The organism is Streptomyces sp. NPDC051172, assembly GCF_040682555.1.
Lineage (GTDB): Bacteria > Actinomycetota > Actinomycetes > Streptomycetales > Streptomycetaceae > Streptomyces.
On the sequence record NZ_JBFBBE010000070.1, the window covers coordinates 15563 to 39350 of the forward strand.

General features: G+C 66.7%; 29 protein-coding genes and 1 pseudogene. 21 read left to right on the forward strand and 9 right to left on the reverse strand.

The window, feature by feature from the left end:
• Window positions 1-125: 125 nt before the first annotated feature.
• The 14 genes from AB0N07_RS32920 to AB0N07_RS32985 all read left to right on the forward strand — a co-directional run bounded on the left by AB0N07_RS32920 (window position 126) and on the right by AB0N07_RS32985 (window position 6597).
• On the forward strand, window positions 126-443 hold the full coding sequence (locus AB0N07_RS32920; protein ID WP_365841359.1) for a hypothetical protein: 318 nt from the start codon (window positions 126-128) through the stop codon (window positions 441-443).
• A gap of 189 nt (window positions 444-632) precedes the next feature.
• Complete coding sequence (locus tag AB0N07_RS32925; protein WP_365841361.1) at window positions 633-1598, forward strand: ParB/RepB/Spo0J family partition protein; 966 nt, start codon at window positions 633-635, stop codon at window positions 1596-1598.
• Between the two features lie 113 nt (window positions 1599-1711).
• Window positions 1712-2017 carry a hypothetical protein gene (locus AB0N07_RS32930; protein WP_362758230.1) on the forward strand — a complete coding sequence of 102 codons (306 nt, stop codon included), beginning with the start codon at window positions 1712-1714 and terminating at the stop codon, window positions 2015-2017.
• Complete coding sequence (locus tag AB0N07_RS32935; protein ID WP_365841364.1) at window positions 2014-2232, forward strand: hypothetical protein; 219 nt, start codon at window positions 2014-2016, stop codon at window positions 2230-2232. The genes AB0N07_RS32930 and AB0N07_RS32935 overlap by 4 nt, the downstream gene beginning before the upstream one ends.
• Before the next feature lie 28 nt (window positions 2233-2260).
• Entirely contained in the window at window positions 2261-2632 is a 372-nt protein-coding gene (locus tag AB0N07_RS32940; RefSeq protein WP_365841366.1) for a hypothetical protein, read from the forward strand.
• A 30-nt stretch (window positions 2633-2662) separates the two neighbouring features.
• Window positions 2663-3493 (forward strand): hypothetical protein, encoded by an 831-nt coding sequence (locus AB0N07_RS32945; RefSeq protein WP_365841368.1) that lies wholly within the window; start codon window positions 2663-2665, stop codon window positions 3491-3493.
• 487 nt (window positions 3494-3980) lie between these two features.
• Entirely contained in the window at window positions 3981-4262 is a 282-nt protein-coding gene (locus tag AB0N07_RS32950; RefSeq protein WP_365841370.1) for a hypothetical protein, read from the forward strand.
• A 121-nt stretch (window positions 4263-4383) separates the two neighbouring features.
• Window positions 4384-4626 (forward strand): hypothetical protein, encoded by a 243-nt coding sequence (locus tag AB0N07_RS32955; protein ID WP_365841372.1) that lies wholly within the window; start codon window positions 4384-4386, stop codon window positions 4624-4626.
• Window positions 4627-4660: 34 nt separating this feature from the next.
• Entirely contained in the window at window positions 4661-4927 is a 267-nt protein-coding gene (locus AB0N07_RS32960; RefSeq protein ID WP_365841374.1) for a hypothetical protein, read from the forward strand.
• A gap of 17 nt (window positions 4928-4944) precedes the next feature.
• Window positions 4945-5136: a hypothetical protein gene (locus AB0N07_RS32965; RefSeq protein WP_365841376.1), complete on the forward strand. Its 192-nt coding sequence runs from the start codon at window positions 4945-4947 to the stop codon at window positions 5134-5136.
• A 204-nt stretch (window positions 5137-5340) separates the two neighbouring features.
• The gene (locus AB0N07_RS32970) at window positions 5341-5619 is read left to right on the forward strand and encodes a hypothetical protein (RefSeq protein ID WP_365841378.1); all 279 of its coding nucleotides are present in this window, start codon (window positions 5341-5343) and stop codon (window positions 5617-5619) included.
• A complete protein-coding gene (locus tag AB0N07_RS32975; protein WP_365841380.1) occupies window positions 5616-5936 on the forward strand; it encodes a VRR-NUC domain-containing protein in 321 nt (106 codons plus the stop codon). Before AB0N07_RS32970 ends, AB0N07_RS32975 begins: the two co-directional genes overlap by 4 nt.
• A gap of 157 nt (window positions 5937-6093) precedes the next feature.
• Window positions 6094-6324, forward strand: coding sequence for a hypothetical protein (locus tag AB0N07_RS32980; RefSeq protein WP_365841382.1), 231 nt, complete (start codon window positions 6094-6096; stop codon window positions 6322-6324).
• A complete protein-coding gene (locus AB0N07_RS32985) occupies window positions 6325-6597 on the forward strand; it encodes a hypothetical protein (RefSeq protein ID WP_365841384.1) in 273 nt (90 codons plus the stop codon).
• A 139-nt stretch (window positions 6598-6736) separates the two neighbouring features.
• Here AB0N07_RS32985 and AB0N07_RS32990 read toward each other — a convergent pair whose 3' ends face one another.
• The 5 genes from AB0N07_RS32990 to AB0N07_RS33010 form a co-directional block, all read right to left on the reverse strand.
• Window positions 6737-7354 carry a hypothetical protein gene (locus AB0N07_RS32990; protein ID WP_365841386.1) on the reverse strand — a complete coding sequence of 206 codons (618 nt, stop codon included), beginning with the start codon at window positions 7352-7354 and terminating at the stop codon, window positions 6737-6739.
• A 156-nt stretch (window positions 7355-7510) separates the two neighbouring features.
• A complete protein-coding gene (locus AB0N07_RS32995) occupies window positions 7511-8359 on the reverse strand; it encodes an HNH endonuclease signature motif containing protein (protein WP_365841388.1) in 849 nt (282 codons plus the stop codon).
• Window positions 8359-10104, reverse strand: coding sequence for an AAA family ATPase (locus tag AB0N07_RS33000; RefSeq protein ID WP_365841390.1), 1746 nt, complete (start codon window positions 10102-10104; stop codon window positions 8359-8361). Before AB0N07_RS33000 ends, AB0N07_RS32995 begins: the two co-directional genes overlap by 1 nt.
• A gap of 307 nt (window positions 10105-10411) precedes the next feature.
• Complete coding sequence (locus AB0N07_RS33005) at window positions 10412-11662, reverse strand: competence protein CoiA family protein (protein WP_365841392.1); 1251 nt, start codon at window positions 11660-11662, stop codon at window positions 10412-10414.
• 72 nt (window positions 11663-11734) lie between these two features.
• Window positions 11735-13267, reverse strand: a complete 1533-nt coding sequence (locus tag AB0N07_RS33010; RefSeq protein ID WP_365841394.1) for a UvrD-helicase domain-containing protein — start codon at window positions 13265-13267, stop codon at window positions 11735-11737.
• Window positions 13268-13684: 417 nt separating this feature from the next.
• Between AB0N07_RS33010 and AB0N07_RS33015 the strand changes: the two genes are divergently transcribed.
• From AB0N07_RS33015 to AB0N07_RS33030, 4 genes are all read left to right on the forward strand, one after another.
• Window positions 13685-14350 (forward strand): ParB/RepB/Spo0J family partition protein, encoded by a 666-nt coding sequence (locus AB0N07_RS33015; protein WP_365841395.1) that lies wholly within the window; start codon window positions 13685-13687, stop codon window positions 14348-14350.
• Window positions 14347-15786, forward strand: coding sequence for a ParB N-terminal domain-containing protein (locus tag AB0N07_RS33020; RefSeq protein ID WP_365841397.1), 1440 nt, complete (start codon window positions 14347-14349; stop codon window positions 15784-15786). Before AB0N07_RS33015 ends, AB0N07_RS33020 begins: the two co-directional genes overlap by 4 nt.
• 4 nt (window positions 15787-15790) lie before the next feature.
• On the forward strand, window positions 15791-16321 hold the full coding sequence (locus AB0N07_RS33025) for a hypothetical protein (protein WP_365841399.1): 531 nt from the start codon (window positions 15791-15793) through the stop codon (window positions 16319-16321).
• Window positions 16322-16587: 266 nt separating this feature from the next.
• Window positions 16588-16842 (forward strand): hypothetical protein, encoded by a 255-nt coding sequence (locus AB0N07_RS33030; protein WP_365841425.1) that lies wholly within the window; start codon window positions 16588-16590, stop codon window positions 16840-16842.
• A gap of 93 nt (window positions 16843-16935) precedes the next feature.
• On the opposite strand, the pseudogene AB0N07_RS33035 reads toward AB0N07_RS33030, so the two are convergent.
• A pseudogene (locus AB0N07_RS33035) lies at window positions 16936-17148 on the reverse strand (endonuclease domain-containing protein); the annotation flags it as partial.
• A gap of 295 nt (window positions 17149-17443) precedes the next feature.
• Here AB0N07_RS33035 and AB0N07_RS33040 point away from each other — a divergent pair.
• The gene (locus AB0N07_RS33040; protein ID WP_365841401.1) at window positions 17444-17995 is read left to right on the forward strand and encodes a hypothetical protein; all 552 of its coding nucleotides are present in this window, start codon (window positions 17444-17446) and stop codon (window positions 17993-17995) included.
• Window positions 17982-19520 (forward strand): terminase family protein, encoded by a 1539-nt coding sequence (locus AB0N07_RS33045; RefSeq protein ID WP_365841403.1) that lies wholly within the window; start codon window positions 17982-17984, stop codon window positions 19518-19520. Before AB0N07_RS33040 ends, AB0N07_RS33045 begins: the two co-directional genes overlap by 14 nt.
• Window positions 19521-19777: 257 nt before the next feature.
• On the opposite strand, the gene AB0N07_RS33050 is transcribed toward AB0N07_RS33045, so the two are convergent.
• Window positions 19778-20395 (reverse strand): hypothetical protein, encoded by a 618-nt coding sequence (locus AB0N07_RS33050; RefSeq protein WP_365841405.1) that lies wholly within the window; start codon window positions 20393-20395, stop codon window positions 19778-19780.
• Window positions 20396-20680: 285 nt separating this feature from the next.
• On the opposite strand from AB0N07_RS33050, the gene AB0N07_RS33055 reads away from it, so the two are divergent.
• A complete protein-coding gene (locus AB0N07_RS33055; protein ID WP_365841407.1) occupies window positions 20681-22288 on the forward strand; it encodes a hypothetical protein in 1608 nt (535 codons plus the stop codon).
• On the opposite strand, the gene AB0N07_RS33060 is transcribed toward AB0N07_RS33055, so the two are convergent.
• Entirely contained in the window at window positions 22278-22817 is a 540-nt protein-coding gene (locus tag AB0N07_RS33060; RefSeq protein WP_365841409.1) for a hypothetical protein, read from the reverse strand. The two genes, AB0N07_RS33055 and AB0N07_RS33060, sit on opposite strands and share 11 nt — an antisense overlap.
• Window positions 22818-22946: 129 nt before the next feature.
• Entirely contained in the window at window positions 22947-23621 is a 675-nt protein-coding gene (locus AB0N07_RS33065) for a Crp/Fnr family transcriptional regulator (protein ID WP_365841411.1), read from the reverse strand.
• Window positions 23622-23788: the final 167 nt, after the last annotated feature.

Sequence of the window (23788 nt, forward strand, 5' to 3'; positions counted from 1 at the left end):
TCGAGGCAGCCCGCCTGGGGCTGCGGGGGAAGACGGAGGCGAGGCTGTAACGCGGGACGGCGGCGCTGCGCACAAGGCCGGAAAGGGGCAGCCGGTCTACGCACTGCCGGGACAAGGGGGCAGGGGTGATCGACGTTGACCGCATTCTGGCGCTGGCCGCGCAGCCCGCCCGGGCGGGGTCGGGCCGCGGCCGCGATGCGGACCGCATGGCCGCGCTGGCCGGACTCGCAGACCGGCGCGATGTGCTGGCCCGGCCCGTGGCATGGTCGGCGGCCCTGTGCACTGAGCACGGTCGGACGGAGCTTGAGGGGCCGGGCGGCGAGCGGGCGGCGGCGCGGGTGTGCAGGGTGTGCCCGATCCGCAAGGAGTGCTTCGCCGTTCCCGTCTCGGGGGCGCCGCCGCAGGTGCGGGCCTGGCGCAAGCATGCGGACGAGCAGTTGTAGGTGACGCTGACGGGCGCCGAGATCTCCTCGGCGCCCGTCAGCGTTTCCGCATGTCAGAGCCCGCTTGAGGGCGTGGTCGAGGTCACGTTGGCGTGGGATTCCGGGAGTGGACACCTCCTCCATACATAGTAGAATTAACTCAAAAGGTGAGGGAGAAAGAAACCTCACCAGCACCACTTGGAGCCCGAAATGCAGCGCGTCCTCAAGATGAGCCAGGTCCACCGCAACCCGCGCCAGCCGCGCGAGTACTTCGACCAGGACGCGCTGAACGAGCTGGCCACCTCGATCGACACCTACGGCCTCATGCAGGCCATCGAGGTCCGCCCCGACAACGAGAAGGGCGGCTACGAGATCGTCTCCGGCGAGCGCCGCTTCCGCGCCCATCAGATCCTCGGCCGCACCAAGATCCGCGCCAACATCACCTCGGAGAAGAGCGAACTCCAGCGGTTCAAGCGGTCTATGTCAGAGAACATCACCCGCGAGGACATGACCCCGTTCGAGGAGGCCCACGGCTACCAGCGGATCCTCGACGAGGAGGAAGGCGCCACCATCGAGACGGTGGCCGCCGACTTCGCGAAGACCACCACCTACGTGAAGCTGCGCCTCGCCCTGCTGGACCTGCGCATAGAGGTCCAGGAGCTCGTACAGGACGGGAAGATCGGCACGCAGGCAGCCGTACAGATCGCCGCCCTCAACCTCGCTAACCAGGGCTCCGTCCTCAGCAAGTTCGTACGCGGCGAGTTCGCCTCGGACAACGAGATCGTGCACTTCGCCTACGCGATGAAGCAGCAGCAGGACCAGGCCGTCCTCATGGTCGTCGAGGAGATGACCGAGGAGCAGCGCACCGAGCGCGCGGCAGCGCAGAAGAAGACCCGCAGCACGCTCGACAAGATCGAGCAGGTACGGGCGCTGCTCGACGAGATCGGCAAGACCGAGCCGTTGAAGCTCGCCGAGACTCTTGAGACGCAGGTCGGGGCACGCCTGGAGCAGCTCGACCGGGTCGCCGAGTCGCTGACGAAGGCCCGCTTCCAGCTCAAGCAGGCCAAGGCGCACGCCGAGGCCCGCCAGCTCGTCACGGTCAACCCGGAGGCCGAGGCCGACCACAGCACCGAGCAGGCGGACGCCGCCGACGAGCGGGACCCGGTCGCGGCCTGACCGGCTCACCTCCGGGGGTGCGGGCAACCGCGTCCGCACCCCGGCCGGCGCGGCCACAACTCCGCGCCGCTTCTTTCCCGAAACCCCGTCACTGCACAGGAGCCAGGTTCGTCATGCGCTACAGCGCGCCCCTCAGCCCCGCCCAGGCCGAGCAGCTCGGCAACGACGTCGGCATGATCGTCGCCTTCGCCGCGAGGGCCCTCAACCACATGCACGGCACGAACATCGATCGCCTCATGCGGACCTTCACGTCGTCCAACGCTCTGGAGGTCACCGCGGCCCGCTACTTGAAGGCCCTCGAGGACGGCCACACCCCTGGTGAGGCGGCAGGCCGGGCCGGGACCGCGCTCGTACGGGACTGGGCGGACGCCGTCCTCGAAGCCTCCGGGACCGCCCAGCCTCACAAGGAGAGCAAGTGACCACCCGCAGGGACTGGACCGTCATGGGCCGAGCCGACTTCGACGCAGCGGCCCCCAACGAACTTCCCGTACCGGCGGGCCCTGCTCGGATCGCTGCCGTACCCGACCGGTTCGGCACCGCCGCCCTCTTCGGCGACACCGTCCCTGATCCCGGCCCGCGTCGGTCCGGCCGCGAGCAACCGGGCGACGTCGACGGTCAAGAAGAACTGTTCTGACACCCGCACCCCGGCAAGGAGTAAGTCTGTGAGCACGAGCACCGAGGCGCTGCTCAGCGATGTCCGAAGCGCCCTACACCGCCGCCACATAAGGTCCCATTCGCCGGACAAGGACCGCCCGGGCTGGCGAGCCCAACCCACACTGCTGGACGACATTCCAGCCGTGATCCTGACCTGGCACGGCGCGACAGAACCCAACCCCCATACGCCCGCACACAGCACCATCACCACGGTCGCAGGCTGGCTCCTCCATCTCGAACGCCACCTGGAGCAGGAGTTCATCGTGGGACGGCTCTATGCAGAACACCCTGGCCGCCGGACCGACCGCACGCTCGTCGCCCTCCTCGCCTTCCACTCCGGCAAGGGCAACGCCACACCAGACGAGCGGAACGCCTCCTGACCTCAACTCCCCCTGACAGTAAGAGCCTTTATGCCGATCTACCTGCCTGCGCCAGCACCGACACGACCCGCCGACGGCAAGGGATTCAACCGCCTGACCCTGAACGCCCACATCTGGACGGGCGGTGCACAGTGCGCCCTGATACCCACCTCATACCCGACGCTCTTCGAGAGCTACGACACCCGCCGCGCCCGGTGGGGCGGCTTCGGACCCTGCGTTCAGCGCAAGCCGGACTGCGAGAACTGCCCGGTGCTGACCGAGCTGAACGCCTCCACCGAGCAGATCACCTTCAACAGCCCGCGCGTCCTGGTCCGCATCGAGACGACTGTCAGCCCGGACGCGTCGTTCAACGCCACGCCGGTCACCACACTGTGGATGACCGACCAGCCAGAAGACCCGCAGTACCGCAGCAGCGGACAGGAATGGACCTGGCGGCGCATCCTGCACGTCAAGGGCTGGGAGCTCGGCCGCCGGCACCGGGACGAACTCGGTGACGGGTTCTGGCTCCATCGCACCGTGCACGCGGCGGCGCCGCACGTCGAGGTCCGCACCAAGGCACGCCAGACCTCCACGCGTCACGCCTTCTTTATGAACGGTACGCGGGCAGCCCTGCTGACCTGCTACAGCCGATGCCGCCACGACGAGGCGCTGCTCAACTCGGTCGGCCACCACACCCCGGAGCGCGCCGCCGATGATTCGACGGCACTGGGCTGGTCGCAGCTTCGCCTCCCGCAGGACCACAGCCGTGGCCGGCACCTGAAGCTCCAGCTGAACAGGGGCACGTGCAACGTCACCTTGGCCGAGGGCGGAGAGGTCCTCACCCGCCTGGAGTTCAGCGGATCCTCCTGGACCGCCGGGTAGATCCAGAACGCGGCCACCGCCCTGGCCGCGCACACAGGGGACTGACATCGTGGCGAATTACACCCCGCCGCGGCCGTTCTTCCTGCCGGACGCGCATCTGCCGAACTCGGCCTCCACACCGTGGACATGCCGAACCTGTACCGGCGCCTGGCCGTGCGAGACAGCCGAGCCCTAACTCACTGAGGGCCGATGCCAGTGCGGTTCACCGACGTACTGGGAGAAGAGCAAGCCGCGCCGATGGCATCCCGGCCCCCGCTGCTACAGTCACGCCGACCGGACAGCCGCGCTCGCCGAAGAATTGCACCAGTACCACCAGGCGCACCCGCACTACCCGCCACCCAGACCGGCCCCGCCGAAACGCAGGCGCCGCCAGCGCCCTCCGTACGCGCACACGCCGAGCGGGCCTGGAGACATCCGGCCGGGGACCTGGCTGTGGGTCAAACCTGGTGGTCTGCACCCGGCCTGGGGCGACATTCACCGCCTGGCGATGCTCACGCATCTGGACAGGCGGTACTGCGAGGTGTGGCTGGACGACACCACCGTCCACCGCGTCAGACCACACCTGCTGATCCTGGAGCGCACGCCCGTCGTGAACGCGGCCCGAGCAGCAGGCGTCACCTCCCTGGTGTGCGGAAGCGGCCCTTCGCCGCGGCCGCTTCTCCCCCAGTGGCGATGGCTCGACTGGACGCTCACCGAGCACATAGAGCATCTCGGCGCCGATCCCGGGCCGCAGGCAGAGCCTGTGCAGGAAGGCTTGTTCGCCGCATAACGCTGTAACGGGGAGTGGCGGAGGTCACTGACGGGGAGTGGACACCCCCACCATGGATAGTAGAATTAATTCAAGAGGTGAGGGGGTAGCCCACGCCGACCAACCAGCAAAGGAGGAGCAGGTGTTCGCTACCCCGACCATCGTCGACGCCATCACCGTCACCGGCGCCCACGCCCCGGAATGCGACGAATGCGAAGGCGGCGGCACCGTCACCTACCTGCACGGGCCGTACGAGCACACCCGCGAATGCGACACCTGCCACGGCACCGGCCGACACCTACCCTGCCCCGCGTGCAGCGACGGCACCAACCCCAATACGGGCGACACCTGCCCCATCTGCGAAGGCTTCGCAGCCCTCACCTGACCAAAAATAGGCCACTACCCAAGAAGGAAACTCGGTGATTCTCGGAGACTCACTCACCGCGGAAGCCCTGGTCGCAAGCAGCAAGACCAACGCGACCATCAGCCCCAGCGGCACGATCCGCCTCGCCATCACCCTGCACGACGGCACCATCCAGCACTTCGAGCACCCGCCCGCCGGCACCTGCACAGACTGGCGGGTCGCCGAACTCGAAGCCCCCGACTCGGGCTTCACGTTCAACGAGCCCGTCACCGAACAGTGGGGCCACGCCCTCACGCTCATCGCCCGCAACTCCCTTACCTGAACAGCCAGGAGACCTACATGGACGGCTTCGAGAAGCACGCCGGCGTGACGCTCGCCCGACCGACCCCCAAGGGCATGCTCCGCCCCTTCGGCGAAGTACGCGGGCACGCCACCGACCCCATCAGCGGCCAGAGGCTCGTGATGGTGCAGTGGCCCGGCGCACCCAAGCCCCTCCCGTACGAGCCAGACGAACTCGCCATCGTCGACTGACCCAGAAATAGGTCAGTGCATATCTTCGTGTTAGGTTCTGAGTGATGTCAGGCCCTGGCACGGCCCGACCATCCACCCAGCCTCCGGACGGGCAGCGACCCCCCGCGCCCCGCCCGCCCGGAACGGCTCGTCAGATACGAGCCACCCCTCCGGCCGGGACCCGCACCCCCCTGCGGGTCCCGGCCAACCCATGGAGCAACGAACATGCCTGCCCTGAACAACCACCACGACATCCAGCACACGAGCCACAACGACGCCCTCGACGAGGCCCTCGTCCTCGAGCGATACGGCCGCTCCCTGCAGGAGATCCTGTGGGAGGAGACGAAGCGCCCGCTGCCCGAACTCCTCAAGGAACGCCACCGCCGCCCCGCACTCCCGGCCACGCCCGCCCTGCGGCACCAGCCGCGACCGGACCCGGACGCCGCCGCGCACCTCGCCGCCCTCCTGGAGGCCGACGCCCCGCGTCGCAGGCGGGCCGCGTGACCGAGGAACAGTTCCGCCGGCACGTCCGCAAGATCGCAGCCCTCCGCGGCTGGACCCTCACCTACCACACCCACAACTCGCAGCGCAGCGACGCAGGATGGCCCGACGAGGTCTACGGACACCCCAGGGCCAAACGCATCATCTTCGCCGAGTTCAAGTCCGACACCGGACGCATACGCCCGGCGCAACGCGACTGGCTCAAGCACCTCGCCGCGTGCGGCCTCGAAGCCGCACTGTGGCGGCCCAAAGACCTCGACCACATCGTGAACGTCCTCGCCCCCGACGGCCCCCGCGCTCAACTCCCCGACAACTTCTGACAAAGGAAACAGACCCCGTGCACGACCGCACCAAGCAGCACTCCGAGATCCCTCCGATGCCCGGAGCCACGTGGTGCAACTCCTGCGACAGTTGGTTCAACCCCATCACCAACACCTGCCGCTGCAACAACCGCTGACCGCCAAGGGAACATTCGCCATGAATCACTCTGCTCGCGCAACCAACCACACGACGGCATCCCCCACGTCCCACGGCCCGGACCGCGAGCAGAGCACCCCCACGCCAGGAACCGGCGCCGAACTGGTCCTCGCCGAAGTCGCCCGCCTGGCCAACGAGCTGTGCGAACACCTCACCGACGACCAGTGGCGCACAGCAGCCCGCATCCGGGAACTCGCCGAAGCCGCCCTGCCGACCGCCGGAGACCGCTGAATGCACGCCCGCTTCGAACCCCTGCCTGCCCCAACCCGCAGCCAGGAGGCACACGACACCGCCCAGGCCCTCCGCGAACACCCGGACCAGTGGGCGCACATCGAAACCCTCGGCAACCTGAACCGGGCCACCAACCTCGCATACCGCATCCGCACCGGCCGACACAGCGCCTTCCGCCCGGCCGGCGCATTCGATGCCACCGCCCGCCTCGCCGACGACGGTACCGCCAACGTCTACGCCTGCCACATCAGCGCCAACGAACGAGACTCATAACCACCGAGCTGGAACACCCCACGTACTGCAACGAGTGCGGTGAGCGGATCCCCGCCGTTGACGGCGGCAGCATGGCCAATCGGCATCACGGCACATCGTGCTCTCTGTACGACCCCACCCGTGCCTGAGCAGCCCTGAGTCAGGAGCTGGTGACGGGCGGTCGCCCCGGGATGTAGCCCTTCCACTCCGACTGCTCAACGATCGAGGACCATTCGCTGCGCGGTGTGGCCGCCGGCGGAGCAATGTCGGTGTAGCCCACAGCCCACGTCTCGCCCTGTGCGACCTCAAGGAGAGGCGTAAACGGCACTTGGAGCCCGTTCGATTCGGTGGGCGGATCGAAGTGCCACCCCCAGTCGCGGTCGAACAGGAACCCTCCGAAGCTCACGCGCCCGCCGCGGTGCGACGCGCAGGCCCCCATGGCCTCGAAGTCCACCCACGGCATCACGAGGTAGGGCCACGTCTTATCGGCCGCGGCAGGGCCCCACACCTCGATCGCCGCATTGGACGTACGCGTGGCGGCCACCACCAGGTCACTCAGGACGGACGGGCTCGGAGCGTCCTTCCCCAGGTCAGTAACCTCTACGTCGACGTGCAGCCACTCGTCGGGATGGTCGTCCGCTTGGTCGATAGCCCACCGTTCGGCGACCTGCTGACGCGAATCGGGTTCGGTCTCCACCGCGATCTTCATGTCGGCCAGCACCAGCGGGCCGCGGTCGATCAGATGACGGCGGTCGTCCAGCGGGGTCAGCCGGATCACCCCTCCGACAAAGTCCACGGTGGCTCCCTCTTGGCTCTTGGATCTTGTCGTGTGCCTTCTGCCTGGCACCCCGTTGGACAGCTTGCCCACCTCGCACACTGTTCACCCAGTACGCGCGCCCGTCGAGCACGCCTTGGGTAGCAGTACGCGGGGGAGTCAGAATTGAGCAAATCCGCCGTTGACGTACCAGGAGTTTCCGGCCAGCGCCTGGTAGAGCGCCTTCCGCCAGTGGTTGAGGCCGCCGGCGTCCTTGTCCATGGCGACGCTGTGCTCCATCTTCGCCAGGTACGTGGCTCTCCCGGCAGCATCAAGGATGCGCAGGAAGCCTCGGATGTTGCTCATCTCCCGGCCTCCGTTGGCCCCGTACAGCTCTGCCAGTTGGAACGTTTGAAAGTGGTGGACGATACGGGCCGCGAGGACGCTGTCCGCATCCTCTGGGGGAGATATGGAGTACGTGATCTCGGGCGGGCGGCTCTCGCTCTCGTTGAGACGGGCAAAGAGCCACTGCTGGTCGGTCACGTCGTCGTAGTAGGGGTGCAGGGTCTGTTCTGCGGCCGACTTCGGCACGTCCTCGCCTTTGAGGCGATTGCAGTGCCCACATGCCGGCACCAGGTTGGTCGGCACCACCGAGAGCAGCGGGAACTTCTTCTTCGGCAGCTGATGGTCGAGGGTTGCGACATCTCGGATCCCGCACAGGGGACAGATCTTGTGCCGGACCCTCTTCAGCAGGGTGTAGAACTCGTTTCCCGCTGAGTCCTCCGGCACCATGCGGCTCGTGTACGTGGTGGTGAGCTGCGTGCGGTCAGCCGCGTTAGTCGGCTTCTTCGCGAGCTCCTGCAGCTCGTGCAGCTTGGCAGCCTCGGCCGCGGCCTCGAACTCATCCGCCGCGTCGACAACAGCCTGCTCCAGGGCTTCGAGCCGGGTCCTGTGCCGGGGCAGGGCCATACCGATGCACGTGCGGTAGACGGTTCGGGTGGACAGGTTCGGTACGGACAGAGGGCGCATCAGGTGCGGTCCTCCGGATCCGGCCCCAGGCCCCCTTGCGTGTCTCGTACGGAGATGAGCGCCATCACGATGGCTTTGGCTTCACCGCCGAGTTGGCCGCCGAAGCGGTCGAGTACCGCCTCGTAGGAGAGGTTCTTCCGGACGACATCCCTCAGATAGCGGTGGTAGCCCGAGTCGGTGACTTCCAGGCTGAAGACTTCGTGGGTCAGGATGCCGACGTTCTCCCCGAACGTTTCGATGACGGGGCGTTCGGCGACGAGGTCGCTCCCGTACCGGTGGATCTTCCACACGCAGGACGCTGGGACTTCCTGGAGCACAACAGGTGAGTGTGTAGCAACCACGGCGAGTCCGTTGCGTTCGCTGAGCAGATCGGACAGTGCGCGGATGAATGCAGCCAGCAGTGGCGGGTGCAGGTGCGATTCGGGTTCGTCGATGACGACGAGGGTGCGCTCTGTGACGTGCTCGACGAGCCTGGTCAGGGTCAGCAGAACAGCCTTGTGGCCGGAACTGAGGGATGCGAACAGGCGGCGTGCCTTGCGCCGCCGGCTGTCGGCGCTTTGGGTTCTGAGGAAGCTCTCGAGCCAGTCCTCCGCGATGAATCCGCTGCCGGCGTACTGGAGGGTCCGCAGCGCCTTCGTCCACCGTTCGGCGCGGACGCCAGTGAGGCACGCCTCCACACTCTCGGCGAAGTCGTCGGTCAGTCGCTTCGGAGTCTTGATCCGCGGCGTCTTGCTGCCCGTACTGCTGGGGATCTTCAACCCGACGTAGGCGTAGCGTTCGATCGCTACGTCTGCGTGGTCGATGAGGGGGAACTCGTCGAAGGCGCTGAAGGTGACGCTGACCAGGTTCGCGAAGGTGTCCCGGCCCTCGTCCCCGATGATGCGCCCCACCTCTTGGCTGGTGGCGTCCTGGTGGACGATGCAGCGGGTGAGCCTGTTGAGGAGGAACGACTTGCCGACGCTGTTGCGGCCGATCAACACGTGAATGTTCGTCGGCGGCAGCGATTCCGGCCTGACCGCGAACGACAGTCGAACGGGTTTCTGTCCGCTCCCTGCTGGAACGGGGGGCTCGTACGCTACTTGGAACCCTCGCACGCGTTCGCCGCTGCCCTGGGCGATGCGGCGGAACTGCCGCTCGACGGCGGCGCCCTTCAGGAATCGCATCAAGGACCGCTGCGTTACCGCTTCCGGTTTGGCCCGACGGTAGATCTCCTCGTCGAACGCCATGTCGCGCAGCGCGGAGAGCACCACTTGCCGGATCTGGCTGCCTTGCCCGAGCTCCCGCAGCCGCATGTAGTAGCTGTCGTCCTGCCCGAGCGAGAAGAACGTGTCGTCGAGGTACTCGAAGGTGTCGGGGACCTGGACAGCGGAGTTCGGCTCCATCCCGAACTTGCCGATCTTGACTTCGCCGATGTCGTGCCGCTCACCGTGCCTGTCGTAGACCGCGAGATGGAACATGGTGACGAACCCCTGGTCGTCCCACCGTTCCCTGATCAGCACCGCCTGCGAACGGGGATCTCTGGGTTCCCGTCCGCCCCGTTCCACCACCGTGAAGCGCATGCGCGCCCCTCCCCACACCGTGCCGTTCGCGCGTAGCGCCTCAGGCGCAAATTCCCGCGACGACGCTGTTGGGGCCAGAGTAATCACACAGGCAAAGCCGTCACCGTGCCACCCACCCTGTGACATGCCAACCCCACGCACTCGGTCACAGCAACTGTCACAAATGCCGCAAAGCGCAACAGGCACGAGATTCCATGGGCAGACGGAACGCTTCGCCCGCCTTCTACGTTCTTGTATGTGAGGCCCTGCAGCATCCCCCGTCTGCAGGGCCTCACCAGCAGTCGCGGCACGGCCCCGGCCTGCGGTTGGCCCAGGAGATTTCGACACCTGCGGCAATCGAATCCGAGTAGATCCCTGAAGAAGTAGCGCCGATCAGGGTACGTATGGGTGGCTGTGTGGGTTGGGGGAATTGTGGGAACTGAGCAGCAGCGGCGGGCTCTGCGAGGGGCCATTGGTCGGGCGCACGCCTCAGCTCGATGGTCTTGTCGAGCCGCTACTCCAACTCGATGATGCGGACACCGTTCGGGGCGGCAGCAGCGATGCACTTGAGCTCATCCCGGCTCGTAACGAACAGCACCCAGTTCTTGCGGCCTGGCCACCGGTGCCAGTCCATTTGATCAGGGTCCGGCCGGATCACCCCGTATACGGAATCGCCAAGGTAGACGGGCGTTCCACCAGCCAGATGCTGGTCGGCCCGTACGGTCGCTTGCTCACCGGTCTCCTCCAACACCCAGCTCTCCGCCTCGGCGTGGACTCGCGGGAGGCCGGCGGAGTCACCAGCCCCCGGGGACTGTGGTTCTGCTGATGTACGCAGCTGAGCTCCCGTGCGTACACGTCGGCCACGCTGAGGAGGCAGGACGCCGGTCATCCGTAGGGCGACCTCGCGGGCGATGGCATCTGGGCCCAGGCCATCCAGGCTCGTGACGCGGACCGTGCCGGCGGCTGCTCTCTTCCTTCGTGCCCGCCGCTTGGCCTTGGCGAAGTCCGCGGCAAGGGAAACGTACTGTGGCGCCGTCCAGACCTGCTCCCACTGGTGCTCGGACAAGAGCTCCGGGGAGACGAAGTGATGCGGGACGACTTGGCGGTCCAGAACCCAGGCCACGAGGTCGCGTAACGGCGCTTTTACGTTCTGCCAATGGCTGTGCCCTCCGAAGCACGGGACGCGATGGTGGCACGGCTCTGTAGCGAAGCGAACCAGGCCTTCGACCACCTCCCAGGCGGTGCGCTGGCCCTCGATTGGCGGCTTCGCCAAGACCGACGGTACGCGGCCCCGCCAGCGCCGAGGCTGAGTCACCACCCAGCACACTCGCACGCCATCCCGGGCATAACGGTCCGTGCGCTGCCGAACCTCGTCCTCGGTGATCGATGAAAGCTGCGCCTCCCAGGCCAGGCGCAGCGTGCCATCAGGCGAGGTTGCCATGACGTCGGCCCGCCATCTGCCATCGGCGGCTGGCACTTCCAGGGCCGCGTGCCAGCCCGCGCCCCGTGCGGCCGTCGCCAGCTCCAGCTTGAGCAGACGATGCTCCATCGACTCACCGGCAAGACCGCAGGTAGGAGCACCTGGATCGTGGGCGAAGAACCGAAGCCCCAGGTGTGACACCTTGGCGCGCACACCGTGGCGACACTCGGGGCAGGCCAGCGGGACACGAGGACGCACGCGGTGGATTGCGGCCCATGCCGAATCGCAGCCCAAGTCCGCGACCGTCGCGTCGATTCGTCCGAGCTCGGGATGGATCGCCGTCATGGGCACCGAGCGATTCCCCCTTTCCCTTATCTCCCACCCACTGTGGCAGCGGCCACTGACAACTTCGCTCGGCTACAAGGGACCGAGCCGGTCCCACGGGTTGTCCGCCGAGAGCGGCTGGGAGGGGATTTCCCCGTTGGGGGTTCCATCTGGGTGCTCGTTGATCCACGACAGGCCACCGAGATCCAGCTGGTGGCGAGCGCGCGTGACAGCAACATACGCGAGACGGGCCTCACCATCGTCGATGTCGCCGGGCAACGGGTTACCGTCCGCGTCGGTCTCTTCCGGATCGACCGGCTCGCTGAAGTCGTCGCCGATCCGTACAGAGGCCCATTCGCGGCCTTTGGCCTTGTGGGCGGTGGAGACGACGATGTCGGCGCCCTGCTCGAATGCGAGACGGTCAACCGCGGCGAGGATGACGTCAACGCCGTGCTCATCGACAAGGTCGACCAGCGGGAGCAAGTCTCGGCCCGATGGGTCGTACTCCGCGTACTCCTGGAGTTCACCCCAGGTGTCGAACAAGATCAGTTCGGGGTGAGTGCTTCGCTTGCCAGCTTTGAGGTCCCGTGCAGCCTTGGCCAGGGCGCGCAGGGATTCCCCTCCGCCGACTAGAGCGACGCGCCGGCCTAGGTCGAGCTGGTGCATGACCTCGAGCATCGCGCCGACATTGGAGCGGCAGAGGATGGCGTTCGGATGTTCAACTCGCTCCAGTTTTGTGGGAATTGAATTGCTTCCGGCCAGGCGGATCGGGGAGTCGACGATGCTGAGCCAGCGGTTGGCCTCATCGGCCAGAGCCGGGCCGAAGCGGAAGGACTGCGACAGCACCAGCTGCGTACCGTCGAAATGGCTCATCACGTCACGGGCACCGCGCCACCCGTAGATGGCCTGTGCGGAGTCGCCGACCATGACCAGCTGGCTGTGGCGGCGCTGAGCGTTGAAGACCTTCTCCACGACTGGGTTGGTGTCCTGCGCCTCGTCGAGGAGCAGGAAGTCCGCTTCGATGCGAGGTTTGGTGAGCGCCCAGATCTTCAGGTAGTGGTCGTGATCAAAGCGGACGCTGCCGTGGTCGGGGTTTTGGAGGTCCTGCCAGGCCTTGTTGGCGTACGGCAGTACTACGTCGACGAGTTGGGCATGCAGGTCTTCGACCTCGATGCCGCGCAGGCGCGGGACGTGGTACCGCTGGATAGTCGAGTCTGCTGACTGGCAGAACCGTGTGACGGTTCGCAGCACCGTGTAGGAGAGCGCCTTGTTAGTCACGTTGCGCTCGCCGATCCTGATGCGCATGTTGAGGCCGATCCCCAGAGATGCCCCGGTCTTCCAGCCGGGGACTCGGGGCGCGCCGAGACGCGCAGAGTACTTGCGGCCCACGGCGGCGTAGGCCAGGGAATGCGCGGTCCTGCACTGCACGTTGCTCGGGAACTTGGTGGCCGCTTCCGTTGCGATGGCTTTGTTGAAGGCGATGTACTTCCCGCGCCTCTTGGTGCTTTCCCCGAGCATGGAGAGTGTTGTCGTCTTTCCTGTCCCGGCACCGGCTTGAAGGACCAAGTGGTCGCCGCGTCGGAAGGTGTCGACCGCAACGCTTTGCTCAGGCGTGGGGGCGGGCATCGTGCTCCTTAATCGTGTGGGGCTGTACGCATGCGCACGGTGGCATGGCGTGCAGGGAGTTGCTGGACGATCAGCGGATTCGCTACTTGCATCTGTGGAATTGGCGGAATCGGAATGCTCTCGTGGCGCCTTGAGACTGCTCGATCGGACAGGCCTGTATGCCTCCGGGTGGTTGCGAAGCTGATCAGGGGCGTGAGACCACCACGCGTGGTCATGCCGGAGGTGTAGCAGCCGCCACTGACAGAGGCACTCTGAAAAATGGGCCATTCGTTCCCCGCGCGAAGAAGTATCCGCATACCCGTGTCGGCAGCCCCACAGCAGGAGAGCCCGTCTGCGCCTTCCACTGGATGAGGCAGTGGCGTCAAGGGTCTCGCTTCACTCACCTAGGCTCGACGTTGGGCGTGGGGCTGGAGCCTCATGTCCACCGCGTCTCGCATTCCGGCCTCGCTCGCGGAATTGGCCGTCCCGGTCGATGAACTGGCCCCGTACCACCGCAACCCGCGTACTGGCGATATCGACTCCATCGCCGAGTCGCTGTCCGCCAACGGCCAGTACCGGGCTATCGTCGTCAACCGCGGCACCCACACGGGACGCACGAACGAGATCCTCGCCGGCAACCACACCTTCAAGGCAGCCAAGCAGCTCGGCTGGGACACCATCGCGGTGACCTGGCTCGATGTAGACGACGCCGCCGCAGCGAAGATCGTCATCGTCGACAACCGCACCAGCGATCTCGCCGGGTACGACACGGTGCTCCTCGCGGACATCCTCACCGAGCTCCCCGACCTCCAGGGCACCGGCTACGACCAAGAGCAGCTCGACCAGCTCCTGGACGAGACGGCACTCCCGGCCCCCATCGAGCTGCCCACGGATGGGGCCGACACCGGGGCCGCGGCGACGGTGGACTACCTGCAGTGGGGGTACATGCAGTGGTCGTCCACCCGTGTACGGATCACACAGGCCGAAGTCGAGTTGCTCGACGCGCTGTACAAGCAGTTCGTCGGCGACCACGACTCAGACCTCGGGTTCGGCTGGCACGTCCTCAACGAGGAGCACCGTGCCGAAGAGGGAGCGGTCGCATGAACCCGCTCGACGTTCGCTTCGACCCCGCCTACCCGCTGTCCAAGCTGCGGCCCGCGGACTACAACCCGAGGCGCCTGTCCGAGGATTCGTTCGTCCGCCTTCAAGGCTCGCTACGCCGCCACGGCGTCGTGAAGCCCGTGATCCTGAATGCCGACGGAACGCTGGTCGCGGGCCACCAGAGGACCAAGGGCTTGAAGGCGATCGGCGAGACGACGACGCCGGCGATGATCCTGCCGCAGAAAGTGCGGCTCCAGGACGAGATCAAGTTCAACCTCCTGCACAACCGGGTCGAGACCGAATCGTCCGTGGTGTACGCGGAGCCGGGGCCGATCGGCCAGTGGTGCTGGATTCCGTGGCAGACCATCGACGTTGAGCAGTCGAAGAACCTGCCCTTCCAGCAGGCGATCGGGTTCATGACCGCCGCCCACGGCCCATGGGGGTCGGTAGTCATCGACGACCAGGGCCGCATCGTGCTGAACGCCGAGTACGCGGCCGTCGCCAAGGCCCAACGCTTCGACATCCTCGCCTGGACCTGCGCCTCCTTCGATGCCGGCCAGCTCGTTGAGGACCTCACCGGCGCGTACGGCGTCTACGACTGGACCGGCCTCGATGAACAGGCTCCGGTGTGGAACCAGCACATCGTGCAGCCCAACCGGCTGCGAGAGCACTCCTCGAAGGCCAAGGCAGACAAGGTCCGCTACAAGTCCGAAGTGTGGGAGCGCCTCGTCCTGCCGTGGCTGACCACCTCCCACCGGGTGGTGGACTTCGGTGCCGGGCACGGCGACTACGCCCGGCACCTGCGCGGCAAGGGCTACAAGATCCACGACTACGAGCCCTATCGCACGCTGAAGGGCAAGTACGCCGTCGATATCCGCACGATCGTCGGCCAGATCCGCACCATCGAACGCGAGTTGAGGCAGAACGGCCTGTACGAGGTAGTGGTCCTCGACTCGGTCATCAACGCCACCACATCCCTCGACTACCAGCACTGGGTGCTCACCACCGTCAACGCGCTCTGCACAGCGGACGGGCAAGTGTGCATCGGCACACGCAACTTGGAGCGGGAGCTGGCATACGAGAACTCCGAGCACTCCATCAGCCGCGACTCCACCCGGCTGTCCTTCCTCGACAGCGAGAACGTCGACATGCGGTTCGTACGCGGCAAGTGGCAGCGGATCCGCTACCACACGCCCGAGTCCCTCCTCGGCCTGCTGTCGCGGTACTTCGAGGACGTACAGATCAGTGACGCCACCAGGGCCACGGTCAAGGCTGTCTGCAAGCGTCCCCGAGTCCTACCGATCGAGGAATACCGTCAGGCATTTTTGGAAGAATTCAATATGCCCTACCCCAACGAATTTCGACACAGCAAGCACGGCGGAATTCTGGATATTTTGATAGAATTGACCGAGGAGAGAAATTCCAAGTTGGAGGGGTAGAGAAATGCATTCGAAGGCGGACTCAGGCAGAGTTCGCATAGATATCGAAGCCAGAGCCAGCTACCGCATCATGTGGCTGGCCGGCATCCGTGAACTCGACCTGACACAGCACTGCCTAAAGACGTTCGGGGAAGCCGACCGACCACACATAAACACCCATCAACGTCGGCAGACACTTCACCTACCCGCAGCGAACCCGCCAATCGCCTGGTACCTGTGCGCGCTACCGATCCCCTGGGACTGGTCCCGCAACGCGCACTTGGCGTTCGAGCACGCCCCCGGCGAGACCTGGGAGGGGAACGCCCTCGTGCCAGGCCTCGGAGTCCGATTGGCCAACGCTCGCCCCATCCTCGGATGGGGCGAGCACTCCATTCCTCTCGATGCCAGCGGGAGGACCTCCCGGCTGTACCGGACCTGCAGGAACTGGCAGTTCGCGTGGTGGCTGCGCCGCAACCGGGACATCCCCGACGCACCACCCCTGCCTGAAGGTGATGGAGACGAGAACGGCGGCCCGGAGCAACTGATGTTCGCCTGATCGGTTGCGCGAGGCCAGCCGCGTTCATGGGTGCTCACCGGCGAACTGGTGAGCACCCGCGAGCGATCGAGTACCAGAGCAGGTATCGAACCATTTCAACGATCGACCCGCCTCCACAAAGGAGCTGACCCGCGGGGCGGAATTCCACGCGGCCCGTTGCGCATATCCAATACCCGACCGGCAGCCAGAGTGCCGGTCATACTCTGCGCCCGCGCAGCGCGAGTAGGTGCAAACACTGCGGTCCCCGTCGGAGGATCACCTACCAAATGCATCACCTGGTCGTGACAGGTGCCATCCTGACGGAGACGACCCACGCATTCGAACGCGACGAGTTCACTTCGGCCGATGTCACCCATTCCTGGACTCCGGCGCTCGTATTCTTCCATTGCGTGCGCCATGGATGCTGGATCCGATGGATCGTCGAGCAGGATGAGGTCACTGATCCCGGGGCACCACGCGGAAGGAATGCTCACGTAGCCGAGGTGTCGATCGCATCGATAGGAATACTCACGATCGCCTGAGCGGTAGGGAAGCGTCAAACACATGATCGCCATGGGTGGCCGACTTCGGTAGGAGGCGAACGGCTCCTCCACGGGGCCCTTCATGCCCTCCAGCGTGTTGCAGGTGGAGCACAGCAGGCCGCGCACGAGCCCCGTAACGTGGTCATGGTCCACTACGCACGCGGTGGGACATCGCCCGCATAACGCGCACCGGCCGCGCTGCCATGCGATCAGCTTCCCCAGCGACGGCAATTTCGGGTCCAACCCAGTCGGCAACTTCCATCCGTGGCATGCCGGTTCGGGGGATATCGGTGCGGCATGAGGCATCCACTACGTCTATCAGCGGCCACTGACAGCGGCGTCTACTCCCGCCATTGCCGCATGTCGGCACATGCGCCCCAACGGTTCTGTTCGCCGTTCCGGAAGTACACCCGATCCGCATGCGGCGCCCCGTCCTCAGTCTCGCCCGTTGACCCCATCAGCCTGCGGCGCACCCGACGATTCGCTGGGCGTATGCCCACCCAAGGGTCTATCGGCCTCGGTGGGAACCCTGCAGGTCAGCACGGTTCGCGGTTGAGTCAGGGATCATGGACAGTAGGCGCGGGGCCCAGGGAGTTGTGTCATGGGCCGCCCCAACCGCGCCACCCGGGCTGCCATCACCCAGCGCCGCGCCGACGCGATCGACCTCAAGCTCGCTGGCGTCGACTGGCTGACCATCGGCCGCAAGCTGGCCGCCGACCCAGCCATCAACTCTGACGGTGTCGCGTACCCGCAGGGGTACGGCATCGACAAGTACAAACGCGGGCTGGAACCTCCCACGGACAAACGGCTGATCGAGCTCGCCTGCAAGGACGTCTCCAAGGCCCTCGTCGAGCGCACCACCGCCCTGGACACCAACACCGATGAGCTGCGTCAGCTCATGGTGGAGCGACTCGAGCGACTCTTCTTCGGCGTCTACCGCGCCGCGATCCGCAACGGCGACTACCAGGCCGTGGACCGTGCGGTACGGATCATCGAACGCAGCAGCCGCCTCCTCGGCCTGGACCGACCTGCCCGCACCGAACTGTCCGGCCCGGACGGAGCCGCGGTCCAGGTGGAGACCGCAGGCCTGGACGAGCTGGAGCGGCTGATCGCCCTTGCCGGGGGCGACACGGGCGAGGATGGCAAGGGCTGACGAGGCCGCGGTCCTCCAGCTCTACCGGTCGCTTCCCGCACAGCGACGCCGTGAGATAGCCGCAGCCTCAACCCCTGAACTGCGGGCTCGGCTTGTGCGGATCGAGCGCGAGCTGGCGATGGACCGTTCGCCGGGCGCGATGGCCTCGGTGCTCACCGACGGCCGGGAGATGCAGGCCCCCCACCTGGGGCTGATCGACGCTGCCTTTGAGCAGGTCGCGGCTGGGAAGCCGACTCGGCTGTTGCTGACCATGCCGCCCCGGCACGGCAAGAGCCGCAGGGCCGCGAGGTGGGCGCCGCTCTGGTATCTGCGGCGGCGCCCGGAGCACCGGGTGATGATCGCCTCCTACTCCTCCGACCTCGCTGACGACCACGGTCGGTGGATCCGCGACGCGATCCTCACGTACGGCCCGCAGCTCGGCGTCAGCCTGCGCCCCGGCTCCAGCGCAGCGAACCGTTTCGACCTGGCCGGCACCGAGGGCGGCGCGGTCATGGCCGGTGTCGGCGGCGGCCTCACCGGCAAGGGCGCCCACCTGGCCGTGGTGGACGACCCGATCAAGGACGCTCAGGAGGCGTCCTCGCCCACGATGCGCAAGCGCCTGTGGGAGTGGTGGCAGGCCGTCCTCCTGACCCGCATCGAGCCGGGCGGCTCGGTGATCCTGATTCAAACGCGCTGGGACGAAGACGACCTCGCCGGCCGTGTCCTGGCCGATGAGGGCGACCGGTGGACGGTCATTGACCTCCCGGCTCTCGCCCTCTCCAAGGACGACGCCCTCAGCCGTGCGATCGGTGCACCGCTGTGGCCTGAGCGGTATGACACCGACGCACTCGCCGAGATCCGCCGCTCGGTCGGCGAGCGGGTGTGGTGGTCGCTGTACATGCAGCAACCGCGCCCGCAGGACGGCGGCGTGTGGCAGTGGCCGTGGATCACCGAGAACCGGACCAGCGCAGCAAAGCTGCGCGGCATCGACCTGGCCCGCATCGTCATCGCTGTCGACCCGGCTGGCGGAGAGTCCGCTGTCGGTGACGAGACGGGCATCGTCGCAGCAGCGTCTGATCGCGACGGACACCTTTACGTCCTGGACGACCGCTCGGGCAATCGCGGCGCGGATGCATGGGGCCGCGAAGCATGCTTGCTGGCCATCGAGTTGCGGGCCGACGCCATCGTGGTCGAGTCCAACTTCGGCGGCGACATGAGTACGCAGATCCTCCACCAGGCATGGCAGGGACTGCAGCGTGAACAGCGTACGGAGGGCATGCTCATGCCCGCGGTACTGCCGGTGACTGCAAAGCAGGGCAAGCGACTTCGAGCAGAGCCGATCGCCCAGCTCTACGAGCAAGGCCGCGTGCACCATGTCGGCGAGTGGCCTGCGCTGGAGCAGCAGATGGTGACGTGGGTCGCCGGCATGGACTCGCCGGACCGCATGGACGCCGCCGTCCACGCCCTCACGCAACTCGCCGCCCCCAGCCAGTCCGGTAGCACTCTGACGCCGTACGGCGACAATCGCCTGTCCGGACGGCGGTGAGCACAGGAAGGTCGCATCGGGGAGTTCACGCGAGCACCCCGCTGCGGCGACCGCCAGCGCAACCGCTTACTGCACACCATCGTGCTCTCCCGGCTGCAACACCACGCCCCGACCAAGGCACACGCGGACCGGCGCACCAGTGAAGGCAAGACCAACCGCGAAATCACACGCTGCCTCAAGCAGGCCGTCGCCCGGCAGATGTTCCAGTTACTCGAGTCCGACCAGACGCCCCGCGGCAAGCACTGCCCCGGTGACGGTCAGACGGACGGGTCCGTAATGCCGAACCTGGCCTTGGTCACTTCCGAGCGCACATCGACCATGGACGACTCGATGGTCAACCGGAACCGCCAGCCCTCGAACGAGGCCAGTGCCTCGCCCAGCTCGTCCCAAGTCAGCACTCTGCCGTCGACCACCACCTGCACCGGGCCACCCGCAGGATCCCCCTCCAGCCGACCCGCGGCCTCATCGCCGGCCAATCGCCAGCCTGCCGTGCCCGGATCCGACTCCAGATAGCAGCGGCCGATCTCCGCCTCCGCGTCGGCGCGGACCCGGGCAGCCAAGCGCACCACGTCGGCATCGTGTTCGCCGAGCACCGCGAACTCGAACCCCTCGCCGACGGGCACGCCGTCCTCGCGCAGCCGCACGGAGATCCCGGTCGGCGCGCGCCAGATCCGATACCGCAGGACATGCCGCCGCCCGTCCGCACCAAAAATCACCACTGATGGTGGTGCGTCCGGCAGCCTCGGCATGCCCGTCGCCGCCGCGATGCGCTCATCCACACAGCCGTCGCACAACGGGCCTTCGCCGTCAAGGTGATGATCCGCGGGCTCCCGGCCACAGACCCGGCACCCGCCGTGAGCCTGGAGAAGTTCCATAGATCCCGCACCCTACGCGCAACCAGCTCGCCTTGACGCCAGCCGCGCTGACACGAGGAGCATGCCCATTCTCGATCACCTAGGGTGAAGAAGGCGCGGGGCCGACGTTACGGACCTCAACCCGTGGGCTTGCGCACCTTCCTGACCGACGCCTGGTCGTGGCTCAACTACAAGCCGATCATGTCCGCCACGCACGACGGACGGCCTCACCGATATCTGGCTCCTGAGCTTCACGCGACGTGGCTGCCCGGCGAGGCAGTTCGGCGTCTCGCCGCGTACAAGCTCATGGCGGCCTACGACAACAACCAGGCCGGTGAGCTTGCCACTCTCACGGGCAACGAAGCAGCCTCCGAGCGGCGAGAGTTCGGTGACGCGTCGACGTTCGTCGACACCGCGCTCGCACACTTGCTGGGCAAGTCGCAGCAGATCATCGTGCCCGGCGCCGAGCACGCCACCGATGACACCCCGGCGCCCGAGGCTGTGGCGGCCGCGGAGGTACAGCAGCGCCTGCGAGCGTGGGCGGAGGCCGAGCTGCTCCCGCTGCGTATGCAGGCCGCCGAGCGCAAGGCCGTGCTCCTCGGAGACGGTCTGTATCTGTTGGCCTGGGATCCGGACAAGCAGCGAGTACGCCTCAAGACGTACGACCCTGGCTTCTACTTTCCCGTGATCGAGGACGATGCTGACCCTGGCGACTATCCGCAGCGTGTGCACCTGGCTTGGGAGCTCGCTGAAGACTCCAAGAGGGGAATGAAGGCGCGGCTGCGGCGGATCACGTACGAGCTCGGCCCCATCACGCCATCCACACGCAGTCACGAAGCAGCGGACGGGCAGGGCATACGGCAGCCGGTCGGCGATGGGGCGGGCGGGCTCGTCGTAGAGCGCGGCGATCGCTACAACCCTGACTCCGGCAGGATCGAGCGGACCTACCCCTGGGCACCCGGCCGGACGTCGGCCGTTACCTGCTATCTGACCGACGCTGAATGGTCCTTGGACGATCTGCGGCACGGCCAATCCCTGGACGAATTGCCGCTGGACAAGGCCCGCTTCCGCACCCGTGGGGACGGGGAGGTTCTACACCGGCTGGATCTACGGCTGGACTTCATCCCGATCGTCCACATCAGCAACACGGTGTCCGACGGTGAGCATTTCGGGCAGCCGACGCTCGCGAAGGTCATGCAAGCCCTCGACGAACTCGCGGAGTCAGACACCGACTCCGCTCGTGCTTCCGCCACCACGGGCGCACCCATCATCGGCCTGGCCGGTGCGCGCCCCGAGGTCGACCGTGTAACCGGCAGGCCCAAGCCGCTTGCGGTCCAACCTGGGACGATCTTCGCGCTCGCCGACGGCGGCCGCATGGATGTCCTCGACACCTCTCACCAACTCGCCGAACTTCGTGCTCGTGTTGAGGAAGTCCGCGACAGGGCCGCCGTCAACGCCCGACTCCCGGCCGTCAGCTTGGGAACCGTCGACCCTTCCGACGTACCGAGCGGATACGCCCTCCAGCTGTCTCTCGGCCCTCTCGACTCTCTGGTCGACTCCATGCGGCTCGCGCGGGCCCACAAGTACACGTTGCTGTTGAAGATGGTGCAGCGGATTCACCAGGCCGGCCGCGCCGAGGGCTGGGCTGCCGGGGCCCCGCTGTCTGCCCAGATCGTGTTCGGCCCGCACACCCCCACCGACCGGACGGCCATCTTGGAAGAGGTGGTGCGCGGCGTCACCGCGGGCGTGCTCTCGCTCGAGACGGGCATCCGCATGCTGCAAGACGCCGGGTACCCCATCGAGGACGCCCGTCAGGAAGTCCAGCAGATCAGAGCCGGGCGACAGCCCGACGCGAATGCGAAGCGCAGCGCCTCGACTGCAGCCGAGGCGGAGGCGGACGATGTCAGCGAGTAGATCCGGATTCCGCGTAGTGCTTCTCTGACTTCACTTCTCGTATCTCCAGAGCGAAGTCCTTGCCCGTCGGACTGTCGACGTATGTCTCCTGCTCCGACGCCCCGGGCTCCCCGCTGCGTTCCCTCTGGGTGATTTCGTACTGGCCGCGACTCCTGCTGCCGGGCCGTACCCCGGACAGGGTTACGGCATTACTGCTGGTGCTCACAGGGGCGCCCGCCCGCGACACGTCGAATCTGATCGTGTACGTCTTCTCTTCGGTGGAATCGTTGTATGCCGTCACCGAAATGTGCGGCGTGTAGGTCCGTTCGCCGTAGTTGGGGATATTCGATGACGCTTTATCTACCGACTCGTAGGCGATCTCGATTCGGCCGCCGTCAACGGGGATCACCGCCCGCTCCGAGTATGTGAGCGTGTGATCCCAGCCATCTCCGTCGCTCTTCGCGGTGACGAGGAAGACCGTGGCGGCGGTCAGCACAAACCCTCCAGTGAGGGCGGTGATCAGCTTCGTGCGGTGCGGATACTTACGCATGTCCCCCCTATAGCTCCTGAAGATCAGGATAAGGGGGCGAACTGGACTGTTGATCTTGTAGGTGGAATCGCGTCGACCTTACGCGCCAGCACCTCGCCTCGTTCGGTCTTGACGTGTGGGCGCAAGACCTCAGCGCGACCGCTTGGCGAGCCGCTCCACGTCCAGCAGGATCACCGCGCGGGCCTCCAGGCGCAGCCAGCCGCGGCCGGCGAAGTCGGCCAAGGCCTTGTTGACCGTCTCGCGCGAGGCGCCGACCAGCTGGGCCAGCTCCTCCTGCGTGAGGTCGTGCACCACGTGGATGCCCTCCTCCGACTGCACACCGAAGCGGCGCGACAGGTCGAGGAGGGCACGGGCTACACGGCCCGGCACGTCGGAGAAGACCAGGTCGGACATCTGGTCGTTGGTCTTGCGCAGACGGCGGGCGACGGCGCGCAGCAGCGCGGTGGCGACCTCGGGGCGGACCTTCAGCCAGGGCTGGAGGTCGCCGTGGCTGAGGCCGAGCAGCTTGACCTCGGTCAGCGCGGTGGCGGTGGCCGTACGCGGCCCCGGGTCGAAGAGCGAGAGCTCACCGATCAGCTCGCCGGGGCCGAGCACGGCCAGCATGTTCTCGCGGCCGTCCGGGGAGGTGCGGTGCAGCTTCACCTTGCCCTCGGTGACCACGTACAGGCGGTCACCCGGGTCACCCTCGTGGAACAGCGCGTCGCCGCGCGCGAGGATCACCTCACTCATAGAGGCGCGCAGCTCCGCCGCCTGGTCGCCATCGAGCGCCGCGAAGAGCGGGTTGCGCCGCAGAACGTCGTCCACGAGTTCTCTCCTAATCGACCAGCTCAAGGGACCGTCGGACTCCATCTTGCCGGACATACGAGATGACGTATGCGAATGGACCGAACCCTCGCTCTTGGCGAATGCAGACCGCTTCGCCCCCACGCACCCCCGCCTCACCCTGTTCTGCCCTGTTCTGCGGCCTCCCC